14 protein-coding genes and 2 tRNA genes are annotated in these 21300 nt (G+C 60.3%); 13 read left to right on the plus strand and 3 right to left on the minus strand.

Annotated elements, in window-relative coordinates:
- Nucleotides 1-122: 122 nt before the first annotated feature.
- A tRNA-Leu gene (locus C4J88_RS02640) sits at nt 123-209 on the minus strand.
- Between C4J88_RS02640 and C4J88_RS27340 the strand changes: the two genes are divergently transcribed.
- Entirely contained in the window at nt 184-354 is a 171-nt protein-coding gene (locus C4J88_RS27340; RefSeq protein ID WP_164485227.1) for a hypothetical protein, read from the plus strand. The genes C4J88_RS02640 and C4J88_RS27340 overlap by 26 nt on opposite strands.
- Before the next feature lie 8 nt (nt 355-362).
- Here C4J88_RS27340 and C4J88_RS02645 read toward each other — a convergent pair.
- A tRNA-Leu gene (locus C4J88_RS02645) sits at nt 363-449 on the minus strand.
- 225 nt (nt 450-674) lie between these two features.
- Between C4J88_RS02645 and rnr the strand changes: the two genes are divergently transcribed.
- From rnr to dnaB, 7 genes are all read left to right on the plus strand, one after another.
- On the plus strand, nt 675-3308 hold the full coding sequence (gene rnr, locus C4J88_RS02650; RefSeq protein WP_124402897.1) for a ribonuclease R: 2634 nt from the start codon (nt 675-677) through the stop codon (nt 3306-3308).
- A complete protein-coding gene (rlmB, locus tag C4J88_RS02655) occupies nt 3305-4066 on the plus strand; it encodes a 23S rRNA (guanosine(2251)-2'-O)-methyltransferase RlmB (protein ID WP_124365632.1) in 762 nt (253 codons plus the stop codon). The genes rnr and rlmB overlap by 4 nt, the downstream gene beginning before the upstream one ends.
- A 309-nt stretch (nt 4067-4375) precedes the next feature.
- Entirely contained in the window at nt 4376-4798 is a 423-nt protein-coding gene (gene rpsF, locus C4J88_RS02660) for a 30S ribosomal protein S6 (RefSeq protein ID WP_003236224.1), read from the plus strand.
- Nucleotides 4799-4826: 28 nt separating this feature from the next.
- On the plus strand, nt 4827-5057 hold the full coding sequence (gene rpsR / locus C4J88_RS02665) for a 30S ribosomal protein S18 (protein ID WP_002551829.1): 231 nt from the start codon (nt 4827-4829) through the stop codon (nt 5055-5057).
- Between the two features lie 36 nt (nt 5058-5093).
- On the plus strand, nt 5094-5987 hold the full coding sequence (locus tag C4J88_RS02670; RefSeq protein ID WP_124406149.1) for a hypothetical protein: 894 nt from the start codon (nt 5094-5096) through the stop codon (nt 5985-5987).
- A gap of 18 nt (nt 5988-6005) precedes the next feature.
- Nucleotides 6006-6452, plus strand: coding sequence for a 50S ribosomal protein L9 (gene rplI, locus C4J88_RS02675; RefSeq protein ID WP_003171376.1), 447 nt, complete (start codon nt 6006-6008; stop codon nt 6450-6452).
- A 111-nt stretch (nt 6453-6563) separates the two neighbouring features.
- Complete coding sequence (dnaB, locus tag C4J88_RS02680) at nt 6564-7961, plus strand: replicative DNA helicase (protein ID WP_003188079.1); 1398 nt, start codon at nt 6564-6566, stop codon at nt 7959-7961.
- A 6-nt stretch (nt 7962-7967) separates the two neighbouring features.
- Here dnaB and C4J88_RS02685 read toward each other — a convergent pair whose 3' ends face one another.
- A complete protein-coding gene (locus C4J88_RS02685; protein WP_124406150.1) occupies nt 7968-11924 on the minus strand; it encodes a dermonecrotic toxin domain-containing protein in 3957 nt (1318 codons plus the stop codon).
- A 217-nt stretch (nt 11925-12141) separates the two neighbouring features.
- Here C4J88_RS02685 and C4J88_RS02690 point away from each other — a divergent pair, with 217 nt between their 5' ends.
- From C4J88_RS02690 to C4J88_RS02715, 5 genes are all read left to right on the plus strand, one after another.
- On the plus strand, nt 12142-14445 hold the full coding sequence (locus C4J88_RS02690; RefSeq protein WP_012721927.1) for a YgiQ family radical SAM protein: 2304 nt from the start codon (nt 12142-12144) through the stop codon (nt 14443-14445).
- A 209-nt stretch (nt 14446-14654) separates the two neighbouring features.
- Nucleotides 14655-15587, plus strand: a complete 933-nt coding sequence (locus tag C4J88_RS02695) for an NAD synthetase (RefSeq protein ID WP_124406151.1) — start codon at nt 14655-14657, stop codon at nt 15585-15587.
- Nucleotides 15584-16033: a hypothetical protein gene (locus C4J88_RS02700; RefSeq protein WP_124406152.1), complete on the plus strand. Its 450-nt coding sequence runs from the start codon at nt 15584-15586 to the stop codon at nt 16031-16033. Before C4J88_RS02695 ends, C4J88_RS02700 begins: the two co-directional genes overlap by 4 nt.
- Nucleotides 16034-17226: 1193 nt before the next feature.
- Nucleotides 17227-17676 (plus strand): hypothetical protein, encoded by a 450-nt coding sequence (locus C4J88_RS02710; protein ID WP_124406153.1) that lies wholly within the window; start codon nt 17227-17229, stop codon nt 17674-17676.
- 187 nt (nt 17677-17863) lie between these two features.
- Complete coding sequence (locus C4J88_RS02715) at nt 17864-21154, plus strand: DUF2126 domain-containing protein (RefSeq protein ID WP_124406154.1); 3291 nt, start codon at nt 17864-17866, stop codon at nt 21152-21154.
- Nucleotides 21155-21300 lie beyond the last annotated feature (146 nt).

Raw genomic sequence — 21300 nt, forward strand, 5'->3', positions numbered from 1 at the left:
TAAGCTACAAATTCTTACAAGGATAAACGATAAACCTTCTCAAGTGCGCATGAGCAGGCCCCACCACCAAGTTTTAAACCCCAGAAACGAAAAAACCCGCTTTCGCGGGTTTGATCTGAATTTGGTGCCCAGGAGAAGACTCGAACTTCCACGACCTTGCGATCACCAGCACCTGAAGCTGGCGTGTCTACCAATTTCACCACCTGGGCATTATCAAGCAACGTTGCCGCTGTTGATGGGGCGAACTATACGGCGGGCTTTTTGATCTGTAAACCCCTGATTCAAAAAAATAAATCAGGTTTTACGTTAAGAATCAAAGACCTGAAACGAAAAAACCCGCTTTCGCGGGTTTGATCTGAATTTGGTGCCCAGGAGAAGACTCGAACTTCCACGACCTTGCGATCACCAGCACCTGAAGCTGGCGTGTCTACCAATTTCACCACCTGGGCAGCATCAACAACGTTGCCGTCGTCGATGGCGCGCACTATACGGAGCCCTTTTTCAGCTGTAAACCCCCGGTATGAAAAAAGCCTGGAAAATTCCCTCAATGGTCGTGCAAGGTATGCGTCGGTGGGCTACAAAGGGCTTTTAAACACTTGTTGATGCCTGAAATTTCCCGTTTCAATACGCGTATGCCAAACTAACCCGCATATAGACAAGGTGAAAACTCTCTAATGGCCGATTGGCAGTCCCTCGATCCCGAGGCCGCTCGTGAAGCGGAAAAATATGAAAACCCTATTCCTAGCCGCGAACTGATCCTGGCGCACCTCGCCGATCGGGGTTCGCCTGCTAGCCGTGAGCAGCTGGTTGAAGAATTCGGTCTGACCACCGAAGACCAGCTCGAAGCCCTGCGCCGCCGTTTGCGTGCGATGGAGCGCGACGCTCAGCTGATCTACACCCGCCGTGGCACCTATGCGCCGGTCGACAAGCTCGACCTGATCCTCGGCCGCATCGCCGGTCACCGGGACGGCTTCGGCTTCCTGATCCCGGATGACGGCAGCGACGACCTGTTCATGAGCCCTGCGCAAATGCGCCTGGTGTTTGACGGCGACCGTGCGCTGGCGCGTGTTTCCGGGCTGGACCGTCGTGGTCGTCGTGAAGGCGTGATCGTCGAAGTGGTGTCCCGTGCCCACGAGTCCATCGTCGGCCGTTACTTCGAAGAAGGCGGTATCGGCTTCGTCGTGCCGGATAACCCGAAGGTCCAGCAGGAAGTGCTGATCACCCCGGGCCGCAATGGCGCCGCCAAGGTCGGCCAGTTCGTCGAGGTGAAAATCACCCACTGGCCAACTGCGCGCTTCCAGCCCCAGGGCGACATCGTTGAAGTGGTCGGCAACTACATGGCGCCGGGCATGGAGATCGACGTCGCGCTGCGCACCTACGATATTCCTCACGTCTGGCCCGACGCTGTGCTCAAGGAAGCCGCCAAGCTCAAGCCGGAAGTTGAAGACAAGGACAAAGAGAAGCGCATTGACCTGCGCCATCTGCCGTTCGTCACCATCGACGGCGAAGACGCCCGCGACTTCGACGATGCGGTCTACTGCGAAGCCAAGCCTGGCAAACTGCGCCTGTTCTCCGGCGGCTGGAAGCTGTTCGTCGCGATTGCCGACGTGTCCAGCTACGTGAAGATCGGTTCGGCCCTGGATAACGAAGCCCAGGTGCGCGGCAACTCCGTGTACTTCCCTGAGCGCGTCATCCCGATGCTGCCCGAGCAGCTGTCCAACGGCCTGTGCTCCCTGAACCCGAAAGTCGACCGTTTGGCCATGGTGTGCGAGATGACCATCTCGAAAACCGGCGAAATGACCGATTACCAGTTCTACGAAGCGGTGATCCATTCCCAGGCGCGCCTGACCTACAACAAGGTCAGCACCATCCTGGAAACGCCGAAGACCAGCGAAGCCAAAGCCCTGCGTACCGAGTACGCCGACGTGGTGCCGCACCTCAAGCAGCTGTACTCGTTGTACAAAGTGTTGCTGGGTGCCCGTCATGTGCGTGGCGCGATCGATTTTGAAACCCAGGAAACCCGGATTGTCTTCGGTTCCGAGCGCAAGATCGCCGCGATCACCCCAACGACGCGTAACGACGCGCACAAGCTGATCGAGGAATGCATGCTGGCCGCCAACGTGGCCACCGCTGAATTCCTGAAAAAGCACGAGATTCCTGCCCTGTACCGGGTGCACGACGGCCCGCCGCCGGAGCGCCTGGAAAAACTGCGCGCCTTCCTCGGTGAGCTCGGCCTGTCCCTGCACAAAGGCAAGGACGGCCCGACGCCGAAGGACTACCAGGCTCTGTTGGCCAGCATCAAGGACCGTCCGGATTACCACGTGATCCAGACCGTCATGCTGCGCTCGTTGAGCCAGGCGGTGTACAGCGCCGATAACCAGGGCCACTTCGGCCTGAATTACGAGGCGTACACCCACTTCACCTCGCCGATCCGGCGTTACCCGGACTTGCTCACGCACCGCGCGATCCGCAGCGTGATCCATTCCAAGCAGAACACCCCGCACGTCAAGCGCGCCGGCGCCATGACCATTCCGAAGGCACGGATCTATCCGTACGACGAAGCGGCCTTGGAACAGTTGGGCGAGCAGTGCTCCATGAGCGAGCGCCGCGCCGATGAAGCCACCCGCGATGTGGTGAATTGGCTCAAGTGCGAATTCATGAAGGATCGCGTGGGCGAGTCGTTCCCGGGTGTGATCACCGCCGTGACCGGTTTCGGCCTGTTCGTCGAGCTGACCGACATCTACGTCGAGGGCCTGGTGCACGTCACCGCCTTGCCGGGCGACTACTATCACTTCGACCCAGTGCATCACCGCCTGGCGGGCGAGCGCACCGGGCGCAGTTTCCGCCTGGGTGACACGGTGGAAGTGCAGGTCATGCGCGTCGACCTCGACGAACGCAAGATCGACTTCGGTATGCCTGACAAGCCGGCCGAACCTGCGGGTCGCAAAAAGCGTGGCGGCGAAACCACCGCGCCGGCCAGCAAAGGCAAAGGGGCTCCTGCAAAAGCGGCGGCCGCCGAGCCCGCGCCGGCCAAGGCTGGTCGTCGTTCTTCGGCCAAGGAAAAGGCCCCGGAAGCCTATCGCCCAAGCGACGCAGCGGCGAAAAATGCCGAGCTGCGCAAGAGTCGCGAGTTGAAGCAGCAGTTGCTCAACGAAGCCAAAAGCGGTGGTAAAGCGGCGTCTGGGGGAAAGTCCCAAGGGGCGGAAAAACCGTCGAGCAAGCCCAGTAAACACCGTAAAGGCCCGCCCAAAGCGGGTTCGGCCCCCGCGAAAAGCGGCGGGTCGCGCAAACCTAAGGCCAAGCCATGAGTCTGGAAAAAATCTACGGCGTGCATGCCGTAGAAGCACTGCTGCGTCACCACCCCAAGCGCGTCAAGCAAGTGTGGTTGGCGGAAGGTCGCAGCGAGCCACGCGTGCAGGCGCTGGTCGAGCTGGCCAACCAGAACAAGGTTGCCATCGGCCAGGCTGAACGCCGTGAAATGGACGTATGGGTAGAAGGCGTTCACCAAGGCGTGGTTGCCGACGTCAGCCCGAGCCAGGTGTGGGGCGAGGCCATGCTCGACGAGCTGCTCGACCGTACCGAAGGCGCGCCGTTGCTGCTGGTGCTGGACGGCGTGACCGACCCGCACAACCTCGGCGCCTGCCTGCGTTCGGCGGATGCCGCCGGCGCGCTGGCGGTGATCGTGCCTAAAGACAAGTCGGCGACCCTCACGCCGGTCGTGCGTAAAGTCGCCTGCGGCGCGGCGGAAGTGATTCCTCTGGTGGCCGTGACCAACCTGGCGCGCACCCTGGAAAAGCTCCAGCAACGTGGCTTGTGGATTGTCGGCACGGCGGGGGAGGCTGAGGTCAGCATCTATGACCAGGACCTCACCGGCCCGACCATCCTGATCATGGGCGCCGAAGGCAAGGGCATGCGCCGCTTGACCCGTGAGCATTGCGATTACCTGGTGCACTTGCCGATGGCCGGTAGCGTCAGCAGCCTGAACGTTTCGGTGGCGACAGGCGTGTGCCTGTTTGAAGCCCAGCGTCAGCGCGGTGCGAAAGCGAAGGCCAAGCCCAAGAAGTAAGCCAGGCCTGGCCCGGATCAACATGTGGGAGGGGGCTTGCTCCCGATGGCGGTGAGTCAGTCACAACATCTGTAACTGAAACACCGCTATCGGGAGCAAGCCCCCTCCCACATTTGTTTTTGTGGTGTTTGGGGGATTGTTCAAATAATCACCAATCACCTTGCGCCGCTCCTTCCCCTTCTCTACAATTGCGCCCCTTGCCCACCTGGCAGGCACGCATGTGCCTCCCCTGCGGCAAGATCCATAAGTGTCATTCACTCCTTGTCTGACCGTTTTTGAGCGGCAGGCTACAACCCGTAAGGAGCATTCATGCGTCATTACGAAATCATCTTTTTGGTCCACCCGGATCAAAGCGAGCAAGTCGGCGGCATGGTTGAGCGTTACACCAAGCTGATCGAAGAAGACGGCGGCAAAATCCACCGTCTGGAAGATTGGGGCCGTCGTCAACTGGCCTACGCAATCAACAATGTTCACAAGGCTCACTACGTGATGCTGAACGTTGAATGCACTGGCAAGGCCCTGGCCGAGCTGGAAGACAACTTCCGCTACAACGATGCAGTGATCCGTAACCTGGTCATCCGTCGCGAAGAAGCCGTTACCGGCCAATCCGAGATGCTCAAGGCTGAAGAAAACCGCAGTGAGCGCCGTGAGCGTCGCGACCGTCCTGAGCACGAAGGCGCTGATAGCGCTGATAGTGATGACAGCGACAACAGCGATAACGCTGACGAGTAATCCACGGACCTTTTAAGGAGCCTATCAAATGGCACGTTTCTTCCGTCGTCGTAAATTCTGCCGCTTCACCGCTGAAGACGTGAAAGAGATCGATTACAAAGATCTCAACACTCTGAAAGCCTACGTATCCGAGACCGGCAAAATCGTTCCAAGCCGTATCACCGGTACCAAAGCACGTTATCAGCGTCAGCTGGCCACCGCTATCAAGCGCGCCCGCTTCCTGGCCCTGCTGGCCTACACCGACAGCCACGGCCGCTGAGACCGGGCAGTCGACAAGTAGTAAGGGATTGAATGCATGCGCGCCTTAGCTGAGTTCATCATGCGCGGTCGTATGCAGGCCACTCTGGTAGTGGCTGGCTGTGCGGCATTGCCGTTGCTTTATTGGTTGGGTGCTGCCGCAGGTTGCCTCGTGCTCCTGCGGCGCGGTTTGAAGGACGCCCTTGGCGTTCTTGCCCTGGGTTTGTTGCCGGCCTTGATCTGGTGGCTGCAAATGGGTGATCCACGGGTACTTCTGGTACTGCTGGGGTCATCGAGCCTTGCGTTGGTTTTACGCGCAAGTGAGTCCTGGGTCCGCACGCTGCTGGTCAGCGTGGCATTGGGATTGGTGTACTCAGTGATGCTTGGCGCGGCTTTCCGCCCGCAAATCGAGGCGCTGGCGCAGGAAATCGTCAAGATCCTGCCGCTGGCCCTCGGGGATCTCTACCAGCAGTTGTCGGTAGATGAGCGAGCGCGGTTTGCGTCACTGATTGCGCCGGTCCTGACCGGCCTGATTGCGGCTTTGTTGCAGGTTGTCAGCGTGCTGAGCCTGATTCTTGGGCGTTATTGGCAGGCGTTGTTGTACAACCCGGGTGGTTTTGGTCGCGAGTTTCGCAGTATCAGAATTCATGCGGGGCCGGCGATGTTGCTGCTGGCGTGCATGGTTGTCGGGCCGAACTTCGGTCCACAGATGGCCTTGCTTGCGCCGATTTGCAGCGTACCGCTGGTATTTGCCGGGCTGGCCCTGATTCATGGGCTGGTTGCGCGCAAGCGCCTGGCCAGGTTCTGGCTGGTGGGGTTGTACGTCACGCTCTTGCTGTTCATGCAGCTGATCTATCCGTTACTCGTGGTTTTGGCCATTGTCGACGGCCTGATTGATTTTCGCGGACGTCTAGCGTCGAAAGATGCCGATAGCGCGAACGGTGAAGGTTAAAAGTTAGAGGATTTTCACATGCAACTGATCCTTCTGGAAAAAGTCGCCAACCTGGGCAACCTGGGCGACAAAGTGAACGTTAAGGCCGGCTACGGTCGTAACTACCTGCTGCCATACGGCAAAGCCACCGCTGCAACCGCTGCCAACCTGGCTGCGTTTGAAGAGCGTCGTGCTGAGCTGGAAAAAGCAGCAGCAGACAAAAAAGCTTCGGCCGAAACTCGCGCTGCCCAACTGGCTGAGCTGGAAGTGACTATCACTGCCACCGCCGGTGACGAAGGCAAGCTGTTCGGTTCGATCGGCACCCACGACATCGCTGATGCACTGACCGCCTCCGGCGTTGAAGTGCAGAAGAGCGAAGTTCGTCTGCCGAACGGCACCATCCGCAACGTAGGCGAATTCGACGTAGCCGTGCACCTGCACGCCGAAGTTGAAGCCACCGTACGCGTTGTCGTGGTAGCAGCTTAAGCCGCACCTAACTGACTGGCACCTCGCGTGTCAGCCGGTTAACATCGGGCACGATCCTGTTTACAGGTCGTGCCTTTTGTTTTTCTACACACCCCTAAATTCCAAGTGGCCATGAACGAAATCTCCGCTCCTGAGCAATACGATCTGCAAACCGCTGCCCTGAAGGTGCCGCCGCATTCCATCGAGGCCGAACAGGCCGTGCTCGGTGGCTTGATGCTGGACAACAACGCCTGGGAACGCGTGCTGGATCAAGTCTCGGACGGGGATTTCTATCGTCATGACCACCGCCTGATCTTCCGTGCTATCGCCAAGCTGGCCGACCAGAACTCACCGATCGACGTGGTGACCCTGGCCGAGCAACTGGACAAGGAAGGCCAGACCTCCCAAGTCGGCGGCCTGGGTTACCTCGGCGAACTGGCGAAAAACACGCCGTCCGTCGCCAACATCAAGGCCTATGCGCAGATCGTCCGCGAGCGCGCCACCCTGCGCCAGTTGATCGGCATCAGCACTGAAATTGCCGACAGCGCCTTCAACCCCGAAGGTCGCACCGCCGCCGAGATCCTCGACGAAGCCGAGCGCCAGATCTTCCAGATCGCCGAAGCCCGCCCGAAAACCGGCGGCCCGGTCAGCGTCAACGACCTGCTGACCAAGGCCATCGACCGCATCGACACCTTGTTCAACACCGATGCCGCAATTACCGGTATTTCCACCGGCTACACCGACCTCGACGAGAAGACCAGCGGCCTGCAGCCGTCCGACTTGATCATCGTGGCCGGCCGTCCGTCGATGGGCAAGACCACCTTTGCGATGAACCTGGTGGAAAACGCCGTACTGCGCAGTGACAAGGCGGTGCTGGTGTACTCCCTCGAGATGCCAGGCGAATCGCTGATCATGCGTATGCTTTCGTCACTCGGCCGTATCGACCAGACCAAAGTGCGTTCCGGCCAGCTCGAGGATGACGATTGGCCGCGCCTGACCTCGGCGGTCAACCTGCTCAACGACCGTAAGCTGTTCATCGATGACACTGCCGGTATCAGCCCGTCCGAAATGCGCGCGCGCACCCGTCGCCTGGTGCGTGAACACGGCGACATTGCGTTGATCATGATCGACTACCTGCAGTTGATGCAGATTCCGGGTTCCAGCGGCGACAACCGCACCAACGAGATTTCCGAAATCTCCCGATCCCTCAAGGCCCTGGCCAAGGAATTCAACTGCCCGGTGGTGGCGCTGTCCCAGCTCAACCGTTCCCTGGAACAACGTCCCAACAAACGTCCGGTGAACTCCGACTTGCGTGAATCCGGCGCGATCGAGCAGGATGCCGACGTGATCATGTTCGTGTACCGCGACGAGGTGTATCACCCCGAAACCGAGCACAAGGGCATTGCCGAAATCATCATCGGCAAGCAGCGGAACGGGCCGATCGGCTTTATCCGCCTGGCGTTCATCGGTAAGTACACACGCTTTGAGAACCTCGCGCCGGGCAGCTATAACTTCGACGACGATGAGTAATCGGCTTCAGGCGTTTGCCTGGGGGAGCGGGCCGAACAGCGCCCTCACCGTGGGCTCGTTGTATTGGTAGTTCCAGCGCAACTCGGCGCCGGCAGGGATGTCTTCACTGGCAAAGAATGCACTGAGGAAAAAGTTGTCCCTGGGTTGCTCAGCAATCTGTGTCGTGACGTTGAACCGCGCAACCTCTACGTTATAGCCCGTGGATGCCTGCCTGACCGGCAGATTTGCTTCGTACTCAAAAATCGTATTTATTCGCGAAAGTACGTTGTCACCCGACAAAATGACCGGCTGTGGTGCAGCGGGAAGGGGTTCAAAAGGTTTGACGTCGATCAAATAGGGATCCTGCCGATAAGCCGCCACATAATACGGCACCAGTTCCCCGCCATAGACGCCGAGCGCCTCACCTTTTATCAACGGCTTCCTGCTTATGGCGGTCTGCTCGCCGATCATCACTGCCTCCTGCACACACTTTTGGTGGGCCGCAGTGAAGGGTGTCACTTCTAGTTTGTCTTCATAGAGGCGTGCAACCCGTTCATACCCTCCCCACTGCAAAAAAGGCAGGATCAGCTCCTTGCTGAAAGTTTGATCGGACGTGAGCGATTTGCTGCGGATTTGTATGCTTCTGATCCGCAATGGGCGACCTGTTAAATCGCGCAGGGGGTAGCGGCCATTGTTGGCGCGATCATAAATGCGTCGATAGTTCTGGCTGTGTTGATAGCTTCGTGTGGACCGCATGGTCTCCATCTCCTGCGGCGTATACAGGCTGTTGACCGTGCCTTCTTCTGCTGAGTCGTATTCGCTGGATGAGTGCGCCGACTCAAACTCGTCGCTGAGCTCCATCGGCTCTCCCGACGACGAAACAGCCGCTTGCATGCCACCCATCAACCCCTGGCTGCTCGGATCGATATCCCAGCCACCGGCGGTTTTCGCGCGCAGGTAGGGCCGGTAAGCCCTGAACGGGCTGCGGGCATCGATCAGTCGCCATTTCTGCCCTTCGGCTTTGACCTGAAAGTAGTTCCCGCCCTCCAGGACGTAATAGTGATAGCCACCGTTGGGCAGCGGGGCTGACTGATGGATACCATCAGCGCGCAGCGTCAGGCCTGCCGGGGCGGTTTGCGTGGCGAACAGTGGATCAAGCGCAATCCCGAGGGCCTGCACGGGCGCCGTTGGGGCTAGCCTGGCGAGCGGCGGCAGCGGCGGTTTGGCGATCATTGCCAGGCTATGCTGGTGGATGGCTTGTTTGAGCGTGCCTGTATTCGACTCACGCAAAAGCGCGCTGCGTTCGGCCTCGGTCAGCGTATGTTCCAGCGCGCTGAACAGCGTGCTCGGTGCATGCAGCTCTGTCGCCTCGGCGTCCTGCACGGCGTACTGTTCGCCCTGGCGGATCAGGATGTGACGCAGACTGTCCTGTTCGCTGCCAATATGTCCCAGCAGCGGGCCGCTGTTATCATTTTCGTACACCTCGATACGGCGTGCGCCTGGCCAGCCTGGCAACTGTTCCAGAGTGTGCAGCACCAGTGGCACGCTCTCGTTACTGCTCATCGAATCGAGAAAAATGCCTTTGTGGATGCGTGCGCTGCGCGCCACGTCGCGGTATTGGGTGGCCTCCCACTCTTGTGTTGACGGCAGTTTTTTCTCCTGGTGCAGGCGTTGCCGTTCCTGCGGGCTGAGGGTGGTTTCCATTTCTTCAAGGTGATGCTTGGACAGTTCGGGCATGGTTGGGCGAAGATCCTGTTCAACCTGGCTGACGGGTTCCTCGCCGTGGCTATCGAGCAACGAAAACAGGCGCTGGCGTTGTGCCGGAACGCTTTCCTGCAGGCGTGAGGCAAGGTTTTCGACCGGGGTGAAATAGTCGATGTACAGCGCAGGTAGCAATTGATTGAATTCTGCCCGCGGCATTTGCTCCTCCAGTGCATGCAGCAGTTCGCCTTTTCTGAAGCGTGAAGCGCTCACCTCGATCGCGTTGGCGCCGTTACCGTGGCTGATCAGTATCTGTTGCCGTTCGTCGACGATTTTCAGCCGCCGGGTCGCGGGCCATTCCGGCAATGCACACACCAAGTGAAACTGGATGAAGGGGGACTGCGGTGTAACCTTAGTGCCTTCGGCGCGATCGAGGTTGAAGTCGGCGATCTCCTGGTCCAGGTTGAAGTGCTTGATCGTGTCCCGCAGCAACGGCGGCGGCCTCAGCATGTCCTGATGGAGTTCGCGCAGGCCGGCGCTGTCCATGCCGCCGAGCAGCAGGATCGGCTCAACGGCGGGCTGTTTGATCGTGGCCCCGTCCGGGCCCAGGCGTTGGATCAGCTTGAGGTCGTCCCAGTCGGCGGGGGTCTCATGCTCGACGCGCCATCCGCCGACAGAGTTGCCCCGCACGGGCGGCGCGTAGGCGTCGGGGTCGGTGGGGTGGGACAACTGCCATTGCTGGCTATCGGGCGCCCGTTGCACGGCATGAACCTGATCATCGAGCTTCAGGTAATACCACTGCGCATGTTTATACAAACCCTGCTTATCCGCGACCAGGCCGTCGGGCAGCATCTTGGGATGCCGATAGGGGGTCAGGTCGGGGTTCCACAGGCGCAAGCCTTTGTTGGCCACGTGCACTTTCAGCAGTTTTACACCGAAGCCGGCGGTCTTGATCACGCCTGCGGTGGCGACTGCCATCGCGACGTCGTCCACCGCGTCGAGAAAGTCGTTCAAGGCCTCTTCGCTATCGCCGCGGCTCCAGGCGGCGAAGCCGTCATAGACGGTATTGAGCAGTTGCAAGGCGCTGACGGCCAACAGCACTTCACCGACGATTGGAATGAATGACGCGGCAAAAAAAAACAGTGACTTACCCAGTTCCAGATAGCCCTGCAGACGCTTCTGCCGGCTCACCAGGTCGACGTCGGCAGTGGGCACCGCCAGGATGCGTGCGTCATTCCTGATCTGGATGATGCGTTGCGTAGCCATGTCCTGAAACACATGCGTACGGACCGGGGTCAGGCTGAGCGTGCTCACCAGGCTCGGGCGCGCATTCAGCGACGGTCGCGGGGCCAGATGCAACAGGCTGTCCTGATGTTGCAACGGTACCAGGCGAGTGAAAAAAGCCAGGTACTGCGGCTGTTCCAGGCGTTCGGCCAGGCCGTGGTAGAGATCCTCCCAGGTTGGATGCAGGCGAAACGCCGCGCTGGGGTCCTGGGGTGTGTAGAGAACCATCGGCAGCCCGATCGCCGACGCCTGAATCACCATGACATTGGGCAGAACAACATCCTGGAGGGTCAAAAGGCTGCACCGTATGTCGATGTTATTTCCAGTGGTCTGGAGGCTGCGCAGCTGCAGAAACTGCCAGGTGGTGAACGCCTTCTGCAGGTAGGCGATATGCAGTGCGACCCCAAAGGCAAGCTGCTCTTGACTGGACAAGAGTTGCATGACCTCGGCGGCGGTACGGGACGTGCCGGAGTTGGGCGCGGGTTCAAGCACGTTATCGATATGCGCGAGGTACTGGCTGCCGATATCCAGGTTGCGGCAGACGCTGGCGAAGCGTGTCGCAGCAATAATGCTCAGCACTTCGCCGGTGGGGCCGGGATTGTAAATGGCGGTGCCTGTTTCCATGCCGCCGGTCTCGGCTTCGGTCGCTTCGAAATTCTGCAGGGCCGCTTCCAGCAGCGTCTGCCGGGTGGTGCGGGCGTGTGTACGGATCAGGCCCAACAGGTGATGGTTTTTCCATTCGCGGGACAGGATGGCGTTTTCATCGTCCTGCAAACCGAAAAACTCGGTTCGCAGGGTCTGGCGTAACAAAGGCCGGGCAAACTCCTCGGGGTTCTGCAGTTCATCCATCAGGGCCTTGAGGTCGTGCCTGGCCTGATTGCTGCTGATCAGGTCGCGGCGAAAATCGGCGAGCTGCGAAGCCGGCGCCTGGGTCAGCCAGGCCGGTAAGTTGGATTTGATGAATGCCTTGTGGGGCGATTGTGGCAAGGGACTGCTCATGGGCTAGGCCATCCGGAGTGATGATTGACCTGCCGCAGATTACCCATGGAATTTTCGATCAACGGTTAACGGATTAGCCCCAGTGCCTTTTATAAAGGAGCTTAGTTTGCGGGCCCGCGAGCCTATGGCTTAAAAGCCGACCGCCATCGTCGGAATTGGTCAAAATTTGTGCTATATTCCGCGCCCGCGATTTTTCATCTCAACACCGGTCACCGTCATGCAAACAGCCAAGCCGTTATTTGACTATCCCAAGTACTGGGCCGAATGTTTCGGTCCTGCGCCATTCCTGCCGATGAGCAGGGAGGAGATGGATCAGCTTGGCTGGGATTCATGCGACATCATCATCGTCACCGGTGATGCCTACGTTGACCATCCGTCGTTCGGCATGGCGATCATCGGCCGGCTGCTGGAGTCCCAGGGCTTTCGCGTCGGGATCATTGCCCAGCCAAACTGGCAGTCCAAAGACGACTTCATGAAGCTCGGCGAGCCGAACCTGTTTTTCGGCGTCGCGGCCGGCAACATGGACTCGATGATCAACCGCTACACCGCCGACAAGAAAATCCGTTCCGACGACGCCTACACCCCAGGCGGCATGGCCGGCAAACGCCCGGACCGCGCGAGCCTGGTGTACAGCCAGCGCTGCAAGGAAGCCTACAAGAACGTGCCGATCGTGCTCGGCGGCATTGAGGCCTCCCTGCGCCGCATCGCCCACTATGACTACTGGCAGGACCGCGTGCGCAACTCGATCCTGATCGACGCCACCGCCGATATCCTGCTGTATGGCAACGCCGAGCGCGCGATTGTCGAAGTCGCCCAGCGCCTGTCGTGGGGCCACAAGATCGAAGACATCACCGATGTGCGCGGCACCGCGTTCATTCGTCGTGATACTCCGGCCGGCTGGTACGAAGTGGACTCCACGCGCATCGACCGTCCGGGCAAGGTCGACAAGATCATCAACCCGTACGTCAATACCCAGGACACCCAGGCTTGCGCTATCGAGCAAGAGAAAGGCCCTGTCGACGATCCGGAAGAAGCCAAGGTCGTGCAGATCCTGGCCAGCCCGCGCATGACCCGCGACAAGACCGTGATCCGCCTGCCGTCGGTGGAAAAAGTCCGTGGCGACGCGGTGCTCTACGCCCACGCCAACCGCGTGTTGCACCTGGAAACCAACCCAGGCAACGCCCGCGCCCTGGTGCAGAAGCACGGTGAAGTGGACGTGTGGTTCAACCCGCCGCCCATTCCCATGACCACTGAAGAAATGGACTACGTGTTCGGCATGCCGTACGCCCGCGTACCGCATCCGGCGTATGGCAAGGAGAAGATTCCGGCCTACGACATGATCCGTTTCTCGGTGAACATCATGCGTGGCTGCTTCGGCGGCTGCACCTTCTGCTCGATCACCGAGCACGAAGGCCGCATCATCCAGAACCGTTCCGAAGAGTCGATCATTCGCGAGATCGAAGAGATCCGCGACAAGGTGCCGGGCTTTACCGGGGTGATTTCCGACCTCGGCGGCCCGACCGCGAACATGTACCGCATCGCCTGCAAGAGCCCGGAAATCGAATCCGCGTGCCGCAAGCCGTCGTGCGTGTTCCCCGGCATCTGCCCGAACCTGAACACCGACCACTCGTCGTTGATCCAGCTGTACCGCAGCGCCCGTGCGTTGCCGGGTGTGAAGAAAATCCTGATTGCCTCCGGCCTGCGCTATGACCTGGCCGTCGAGTCGCCGGAATATGTGAAAGAGCTGGTCACCCACCACGTGGGTGGCTACCTGAAGATCGCCCCGGAACACACCGAGGAAGGTCCGCTCAACCAGATGATGAAACCGGGCATCGGCAGCTATGACAAGTTCAAGCGCATGTTCGAGAAGTACACCAAGGAAGCCGGTAAGGAACAGTACCTGATCCCGTACTTCATCGCCGCCCACCCCGGCACCACCGATGAAGACATGATGAACCTGGCCCTGTGGCTCAAGGGCAACGGCTTCCGCGCCGACCAGGTGCAGGCGTTCTACCCGTCGCCGATGGCTACCGCCACCGCGATGTACCACTCGGGCAAGAACCCGCTGCGCAAGGTCACTTACAAGAGCGACGCGGTGACCATCGTCAAAAGCGAAGAGCAGCGCCGTCTGCACAAGGCGTTCCTGCGCTACCACGACCCCAAAGGCTGGCCGATGCTGCGTGAAGCGCTGACCCGCATGGGTCGCGCCGACCTGATCGGGCCGGGCAAGGACCAACTGATCCCGCTGCACCAGCCGTCCACCGACAGCTACCAGAGCGCCCGTCGCAAGAACTCGACGCCGGCCGGCAGCCATAAGGTCGCCAAGGAAACCACCACCAAAATTCTCACCCAGCACACCGGCCTGCCACCCCGTGGCAGCGACGGCAGCAATCCGTGGGACAAGCGTGAGCAAGCCAAGGCAGCGGCCCAGGCACGGAACAAGCAGGCGGCGAAGGAACGTACCGATGCGGCGAAGGGCAAAGGCGGCAAGCCTGCGCGCAAGCCGGTTGTGCCGCGTTGATCGCAGCTTAAATATGCAGAACGCCAGCCTCGTGCTGGCGTTTTGCTTTCTGGCCGGTGGTGAGCCTGTTTGGTAAGGTGGCGCCCATTGAAGCGCTATCGGGAGCAAGCCCCCTCCCACATTTGAATGTATTCACACATCCAAGTGTGGGAGGGGGCTTGCCCCCGATAGCGTCAGTCCAGTCACCCCCTTCAAGGAAGAGCACCTCCATGAGCAACCCCCTGCTCACCATCGGCATGGACTCCAACCGCTCCCAGTTCATGGCGCGCCAGCGTATTGAAAGCCAGATCAACCTGCCGCGCCTGTTTGCGGCCATCGACGCCGATCCAGGCATCGTTGGCGCAGGCGTTGTCTACATCGACGCCGACTTCAACGTCATTACCCTGCGCGAATTCAGGCCCATCTGCAGTATCAAGCCCAAGCGCATCATTTTACGCGAGGCGCAGAAGTACATTTCGCCTGCCCAGTTTGTGGAACAAGTAAAGACAGACCCCCGTGAAGGGCGCCTCCAGAAGGAGGCATTTGATATGGGTCTTTCCTGCGGCGCAGCGGTGATCGGTTGGATCGTGGTGTTCAGCGGCAGCGTCGCCGTTCCGTTCACAGCCGGTGCCAGCGCTTTTGTCGTGGGCATTGGCATTACGGCGGCGCTGGCCAGCAGCGCCCAATGCGGGTTTGGTGTTGCGCGTACCTATAACGAAGTGCTTGACCCAGATGCCAACGACCGCATGGACGACGCCGAATGGTATGGCGCGGTTTCACCCATCCTGGATGCGGCCTCGCTGGTGGGTATTGGCACGGGGGCCTTGACCACGGTTAGGCTGCTCAAGGCCAACAAGGCCGCCGCGTTGGGTAAGAGTTGGTATGAACTGCTCAAGGGCCTGAGCCGTCAGGAGCGCAAGAAGTTGACCAAGGAGTTGCTCAGCCTGCGCGATCCGAGCCTGACGCCCAAGTTACTCAAGCTGCAGCAGCGCGCCGGCAAGCTGACCAAGAGCTACAGCTCCACCGAAATCCGTCACGCCACCCTGACCCAATTGAAAGATGCGCTGGGCGGCCTATTGGGTATCACCGGTAGCTATCGAACAGGGCATGTCGGTACGGCCAGCACCATTGCGATCGGCTTGTACGAGGATTTGACCGAATGAGCGGCTTCCCCGATATGCGCAGTTTTCTCGCCCGTTATTTCCCGGTGTTCATGGGGACTGTTTTCATGGCGATCTTCTCCGGCTCAGTTGCCGTTTCCACGGCGGGCGTGACCTATTTGCGTGGGGTAGAGCCAGCGCTCAAGTCCAATTATTCCGGGGCTGCGATCCTGCTGCTGGTGGCGGTGCTGGTGTTTGGCAACGTGATGATCGCGCGTGGCTATCCCTGGGCGGCCAGGCTGGTGGCGGGATACCTCGGCGCTTGCCTGTTGTTCGTCTTGCCGATGATTCAGTACGACCTCAATCGCCTGGTGTACGGCTCGGCGGTGTTATTCCCTCTGCTGGGGTTGCTGTTGCTCAACAGCAAGCGCCATCGCGAAATGCGTCAGCGGCTACTTGAAATACGGCGCCTGCGACAAGCCGTCGGCGCCAGGCACAAGGCCCCATGACTGCATAGGTATCTACATAACTGTGTAGCAGCCTACGGTAATCACGATGCGAAGCGAGCCGCTCTTGCTTGTGATCTTGCTTTTGATCTAGGCGCCCCGTTAAACCACGCTGGCCGGAATTCGATATTGATTTGGGGGGTAAACCGGCAGGGATGCCGGTTTAGCCGCCCCGCGCCATGGATGGCGCGTGGCGGCGGACCCCCAAATCAATGTCGGATTACGGGCACACCGAGCCCTAAGCGAGGTGCCGAGTGGTGGGGCAAGAGCGTTTTGCTTACTTTTGCGCTTTTCAAAAGTGAGCCGCCGTAAGGGCGGAACCCATAGCAGCCGTTACCGCAGCAACGGATATGTACTCGCCTTGATCCAACATCTTGGTCGGCTGTCAGGCCGCTATCGGGAGCAAGCCCCCTCCCACATTTGGATCGCGCGGCATCAGTCAGATAGCTATAGGCCGCCAGCTCGCCACGGGAGCAAGCTCCCTCGCCACAGGTTCAGGGCTACGCCAAAGTGTGTAGATACCTACGGCTATCGAGGGCAAGTCCCCTCCCACATTTTGAATGTATTCACACATCCAAGTGTGGGAGGGGGCTTGCCCTAATGCCAGTCAGTTAAGGCTTTTTGTAGGAGCGAGCTTGCTCGCGAAAAACTCACAGGCACCGCGTTTATTCAGGCAGCACGCGTTATCGTTGACGTTTTTCGCGAGCAAGCTCGCTCCTACAGACGGTGGTGTACGCTTAACTGACTGGCATTAGGGCTTGCCCCCGATAGCGTCAGTTCAGTCACCCCCTTTCAAGGACGAGCCCCCATGAGCAACCCCCTGTTCAGCATCGGCCGACACAATTCGCTCAACATGTGATGAGCACCCCAGAGAGTCCAGGCTGATCGGCGAGGCCGTGAACACCGGGATCTCCTGTCTGGGTGCTGTCATCAGTTGGGCTGCGATTGCCAGCGGTACCCTCCTGGTGCCGTTCAGTGCGGTCGCTAGTTCCGTCGTCGTGGTGATAGGGTAGGCGGCGGGCGCGAGTTCGCTGCAATGCATCAATGGCTTGCCCGCACAACGCTTGAGGTGGCAGGCCCGAGGTCAACGATTGGCAGATCAAGGACGCCCTGAGCGCAGTCGTAGGGTTCGGCGGGAGCGCCTACTCCGGAAACGTCAATACCATCGCGATCGGGCTGTACGAGGAAGTAAAAGAATGGGCGAATTGATGACGCTCCGGGACTTTTTCAGGCATTACTTTCTGACGTTTCTGGGCGGCGTATTTGCGGCGTATTTTTCATTGGCGTTGGCCGTGGCGCTGGCGTTCGTCACCTATTTTGATGATGCGCCCCTTGCTCAAGTCGGGCTCAAGATCATGCTGGCCGGGGCGGTGTTCACGCTGCTGACGGTGCATAGCAACTTTATGATCTTGCGCGGCAAACCCTCTTGGGCATGGTTGATGGTCGGTATTTACGTCGCTTGCCTGCTGTTTGTGTTGCCGATGATCCAATACGGCCCTCATCGTGTTCTTTATGGGTTGGCGCTGGTTTTTCCACTGTTCGGGCTGCTGATACTCAACAGCAAGGGGCAGCGCGAGATGCGAGCCAAACTCGTTGAAATTCGCCACCTGCGCCAAGCCCTCGGCGCCAGGCACAAGGCCCCATGACTGGGTAGATTCACCACCTCCCTCCAAGGGTTCGCCACAAATATGTGCGGCGGTCGCACCATGGCACGTACGATGGCGTCGTTTTGGTGCTGTACTGCACCGGGCCCCACGATAAAGCGCAATGACTGCCGCTCTGGCATAAGTCTTGCGCGCGTTGTGCCCATGCCCTGGCTCGCAGGAGGCCGCCGTGTCGATTCATGTCGCGTTGCACCACGTTACGCATTACCGCTACGACCGCGCCGTCGAACTCGGCCCGCAGATTGTGCGCTTGCGCCCGGCTGCCCACAGCCGCACGCGGATTTTGTCCTATGCGCTGAAAGTGCTGCCCGAGCAGCATTTCATCAACTGGCAGCAGGACCCCCAGGGCAACTACCTCGCGCGCCTGGTGTTTCCGGAAAAGACTGACCAACTGCGCATCGAAGTCGATCTGATCGCCGAGATGGCGGTATTCAACCCCTTCGACTTTTTCCTCGAGCCCTACGCCGAGAACATCCCTTTCAGCTACGCCGCCGATGAGCAGCGCGAGCTGGCGCCTTACCTCGAAACCTTGCCACTGACGCCGAAGTTTGCCGCCTACCTGGCCGGTATCGACCGCACACCGTTGCCGGCCGTGGATTTCCTGGTCGGGCTAAACCAGCGCCTGGCCGCCGATATCGGCTACCTGATCCGCATGGAACCGGGCGTGCAAACCCCGGAATTCACCCTGGAAAACGCCTCGGGCTCGTGCCGCGATTCGGCCTGGCTGCTGGTGCAACTGCTGCGCAACCTGGGGCTGGCGGCGCGGTTTGTCTCTGGCTACCTGATCCAGCTCACCGCCGACGTCAAAGCCCTCGACGGCCCTTCCGGCACCGAGGTGGATTTCACCGACCTGCACGCCTGGTGCGAAGTGTATTTGCCCGGCGCCGGCTGGATCGGCCTGGATGCCACCTCCGGGTTGTTCGCCGGTGAAGGGCATATCCCGTTGGCCTGTAGTCCAGATCCATCTTCCGCAGCCCCGATCAGTGGCTTGGTGGAACCGTGCGCGTGCGAATTCACCCACGAAATGTCGGTAGAGCGGATTTGGGAGGCCCCGAGGGTCACCAAGCCCTACACCGAAGATCAATGGCTGGCGATCCAGGCCCTGGGCCGGCAGATCGATGGTGACCTGCTCAGGGACGATGTGCGCCTGACCATGGGCGGCGAACCGACGTTCGTGTCCATCGACGACCCCGACGGCGCCGAGTGGAACACCGCCGCCCTGGGGCCGGACAAGCGCCGCTTGTCCGCTGAACTTTTCCAGCGCCTGCGCAAGCACTACGCGCCCCAGGGCCTGGTGCACTTCGGCCAGGGCAAGTGGTACCCCGGCGAGCAACTGCCGCGCTGGTCGCTCAACTGCTACTGGCGCCGCGACGGCGTGCCGATCTGGCACAACAGTGCGCTGATCGCCGATGAGCAAGCAGACTATGGTGCGGATGGCCCGTTGGCCGGGCGCTTCCTGGCCAGCGTTGCCGAACGCCTCAAGCTGCCGGCGCGCTTTGTGTTTCCGGCGTTCGAAGACAATTTCTACTACCTGTGGCGCGAAGGCGCGCTGCCGCAAAACGTCACTGCCCAGGACCCGCGTTTAACCGACGACCTGGAACGCGAACGCCTGCGCAAAGTCTTCGGCCAAGGCTTGGATAAAATCATCGGCCAGGTGCTGCCGCTGGCGCGCACCGCCGCCAATGATCGCTGGCAGAGCGGGCGCTGGTACCTGCGCGACGATCACTGCCGCCTGGTGCCCGGCGATTCGCCGTTGGGTTATCGGCTGCCGTTGGCCTCGCAGCCTTGGGTGACGGCAGCGGAATATCCGTTCGTGCATCCGACCGACCCGAATCAGGATCAACCGCAACTGCCGACCACCGCGCAATTGCAAAGCCATGGCGAGCCCGCGCCGAGTGAAGAGCGTGTGCCACAGCTGGATGAATCCGCCGACTGGCTGACCCGCACCGCGCTGTGTGCCGAAGCACGGGAAGGGCGCCTCTATCTCTTCATGCCGCCGCTGGAGCGCGTGGAAGACTATCTGGAGCTGGTGACGGCCATCGAGGCCACCGCTGAAGAACTGCATTGTCCGGTGTTGCTGGAGGGCTATGAGCCGCCGGCCGATACGCGCCTGAGCAACTTTCGCGTCACGCCGGACCCTGGCGTGATCGAGGTCAACGTGCAGCCATCCGCCACGTGGGACGAGTTGGTGGAACGCACCGAGTTTCTTTACGAAGAGGCGCGGCAAACCCGCCTGACCACCGAGAAATTCATGATCGACGGTCGCCACACCGGCACCGGCGGCGGCAACCATTTCGTGTTGGGCGGCGCGACACCCAAGGACTCACCGTTCCTGCGCCGGCCCGACCTGCTGCGCAGCCTGATCAGTTACTGGCACAACCATCCATCGCTGTCCTATCTGTTTTCCGGTCTGTTTATCGGCCCGACATCCCAGGCACCCCGGGTGGATGAAGCGCGCAACGACGCACTGTATGAGCTGGAAATCGCCTTTGCGCAAATGCCCGCGCCGGGCGAAGAATGCCCGCCCTGGCTGGTCGACCGGCTGCTGCGCAACCTGCTGATCGACGTGACGGGCAATACCCATCGTGCCGAGTTCTGCATCGACAAGCTCTATTCCCCCGACGGCGCCACCGGCCGTCTGGGCCTGTTGGAACTGCGCGCGTTTGAGATGCCGCCCCATGCGCGCATGAGCCTCACCCAGCAGTTGCTGTTGCGGGCGCTGGTCGCGCGTTTCTGGCGTGAGCCTTATGCGCCACCGAAGCTGGCGCGCTGGGGCACCGAACTGCATGACCGTTTCCTGCTGCCGCACTTTATCGAGCAGGATTTCGCGGATGTGATCGCGGAGCTCAACGCCGCCGGTTATCCGCTGCGCGCCGAGTGGTTTGCCGCGCACCTGGCGTTCCGTTTCCCCAAGGTCGGCGACTATGCCGTCAGTGGCATCGAACTGGAACTGCGCCAGGCCCTGGAACCCTGGCATGTGCTGGGCGAGGAGGGTGCGGTGGGCGGCACGGTACGTTATGTGGATTCTTCCTTGGAACGCCTGCAGGTGAAATTGAGCGGCTTGCCGGCGCAACGCTATCTGCTGACTTGCAATGGCATCCCGGTGCCGCTGCAGCCCACCGGCCGCGTCGGCGAGTTCGTCGCCGGCGTGCGTTACCGCGCCTGGCAACCGTCCAACTGCCTGCAACCGACCATCGCGGTGCATGCGCCGCTGGTGTTCGACCTGCTGGACACCTGGATGCAGCGTTCGCTGGGCGGCTGCCAATACCACGTGGCCCATCCGGGCGGGCGCAATTACGACAGCTTGCCGGTGAATGCCAATGAAGCCGAGAGCCGGCGGATGGCGCGGTTTTTCCGCTTGGGGCATAGTCCAGGCAAGCTGGATGTGCCAACTGTAGTGGTGAACGATGAATTGCCAATGACCCTGGATTTACGCCGCTTCCCCAATAAAAATGATTGAATGCGATCCAAATGTGGGAGGGGGCTTGCTCCCGATGGCGCAGCATCAGCCGATACATGAGTTGACTGATTCACCGCCATCGGGAGCAAGCCCCCTCCCACAGGGGATTTGCAGTGTTTGTTGAGTTAACCTGACTTCCCTTGCCT

Source organism: Pseudomonas sp. R4-39-08, from assembly GCF_003852275.1.
GTDB lineage: Bacteria > Pseudomonadota > Gammaproteobacteria > Pseudomonadales > Pseudomonadaceae > Aquipseudomonas.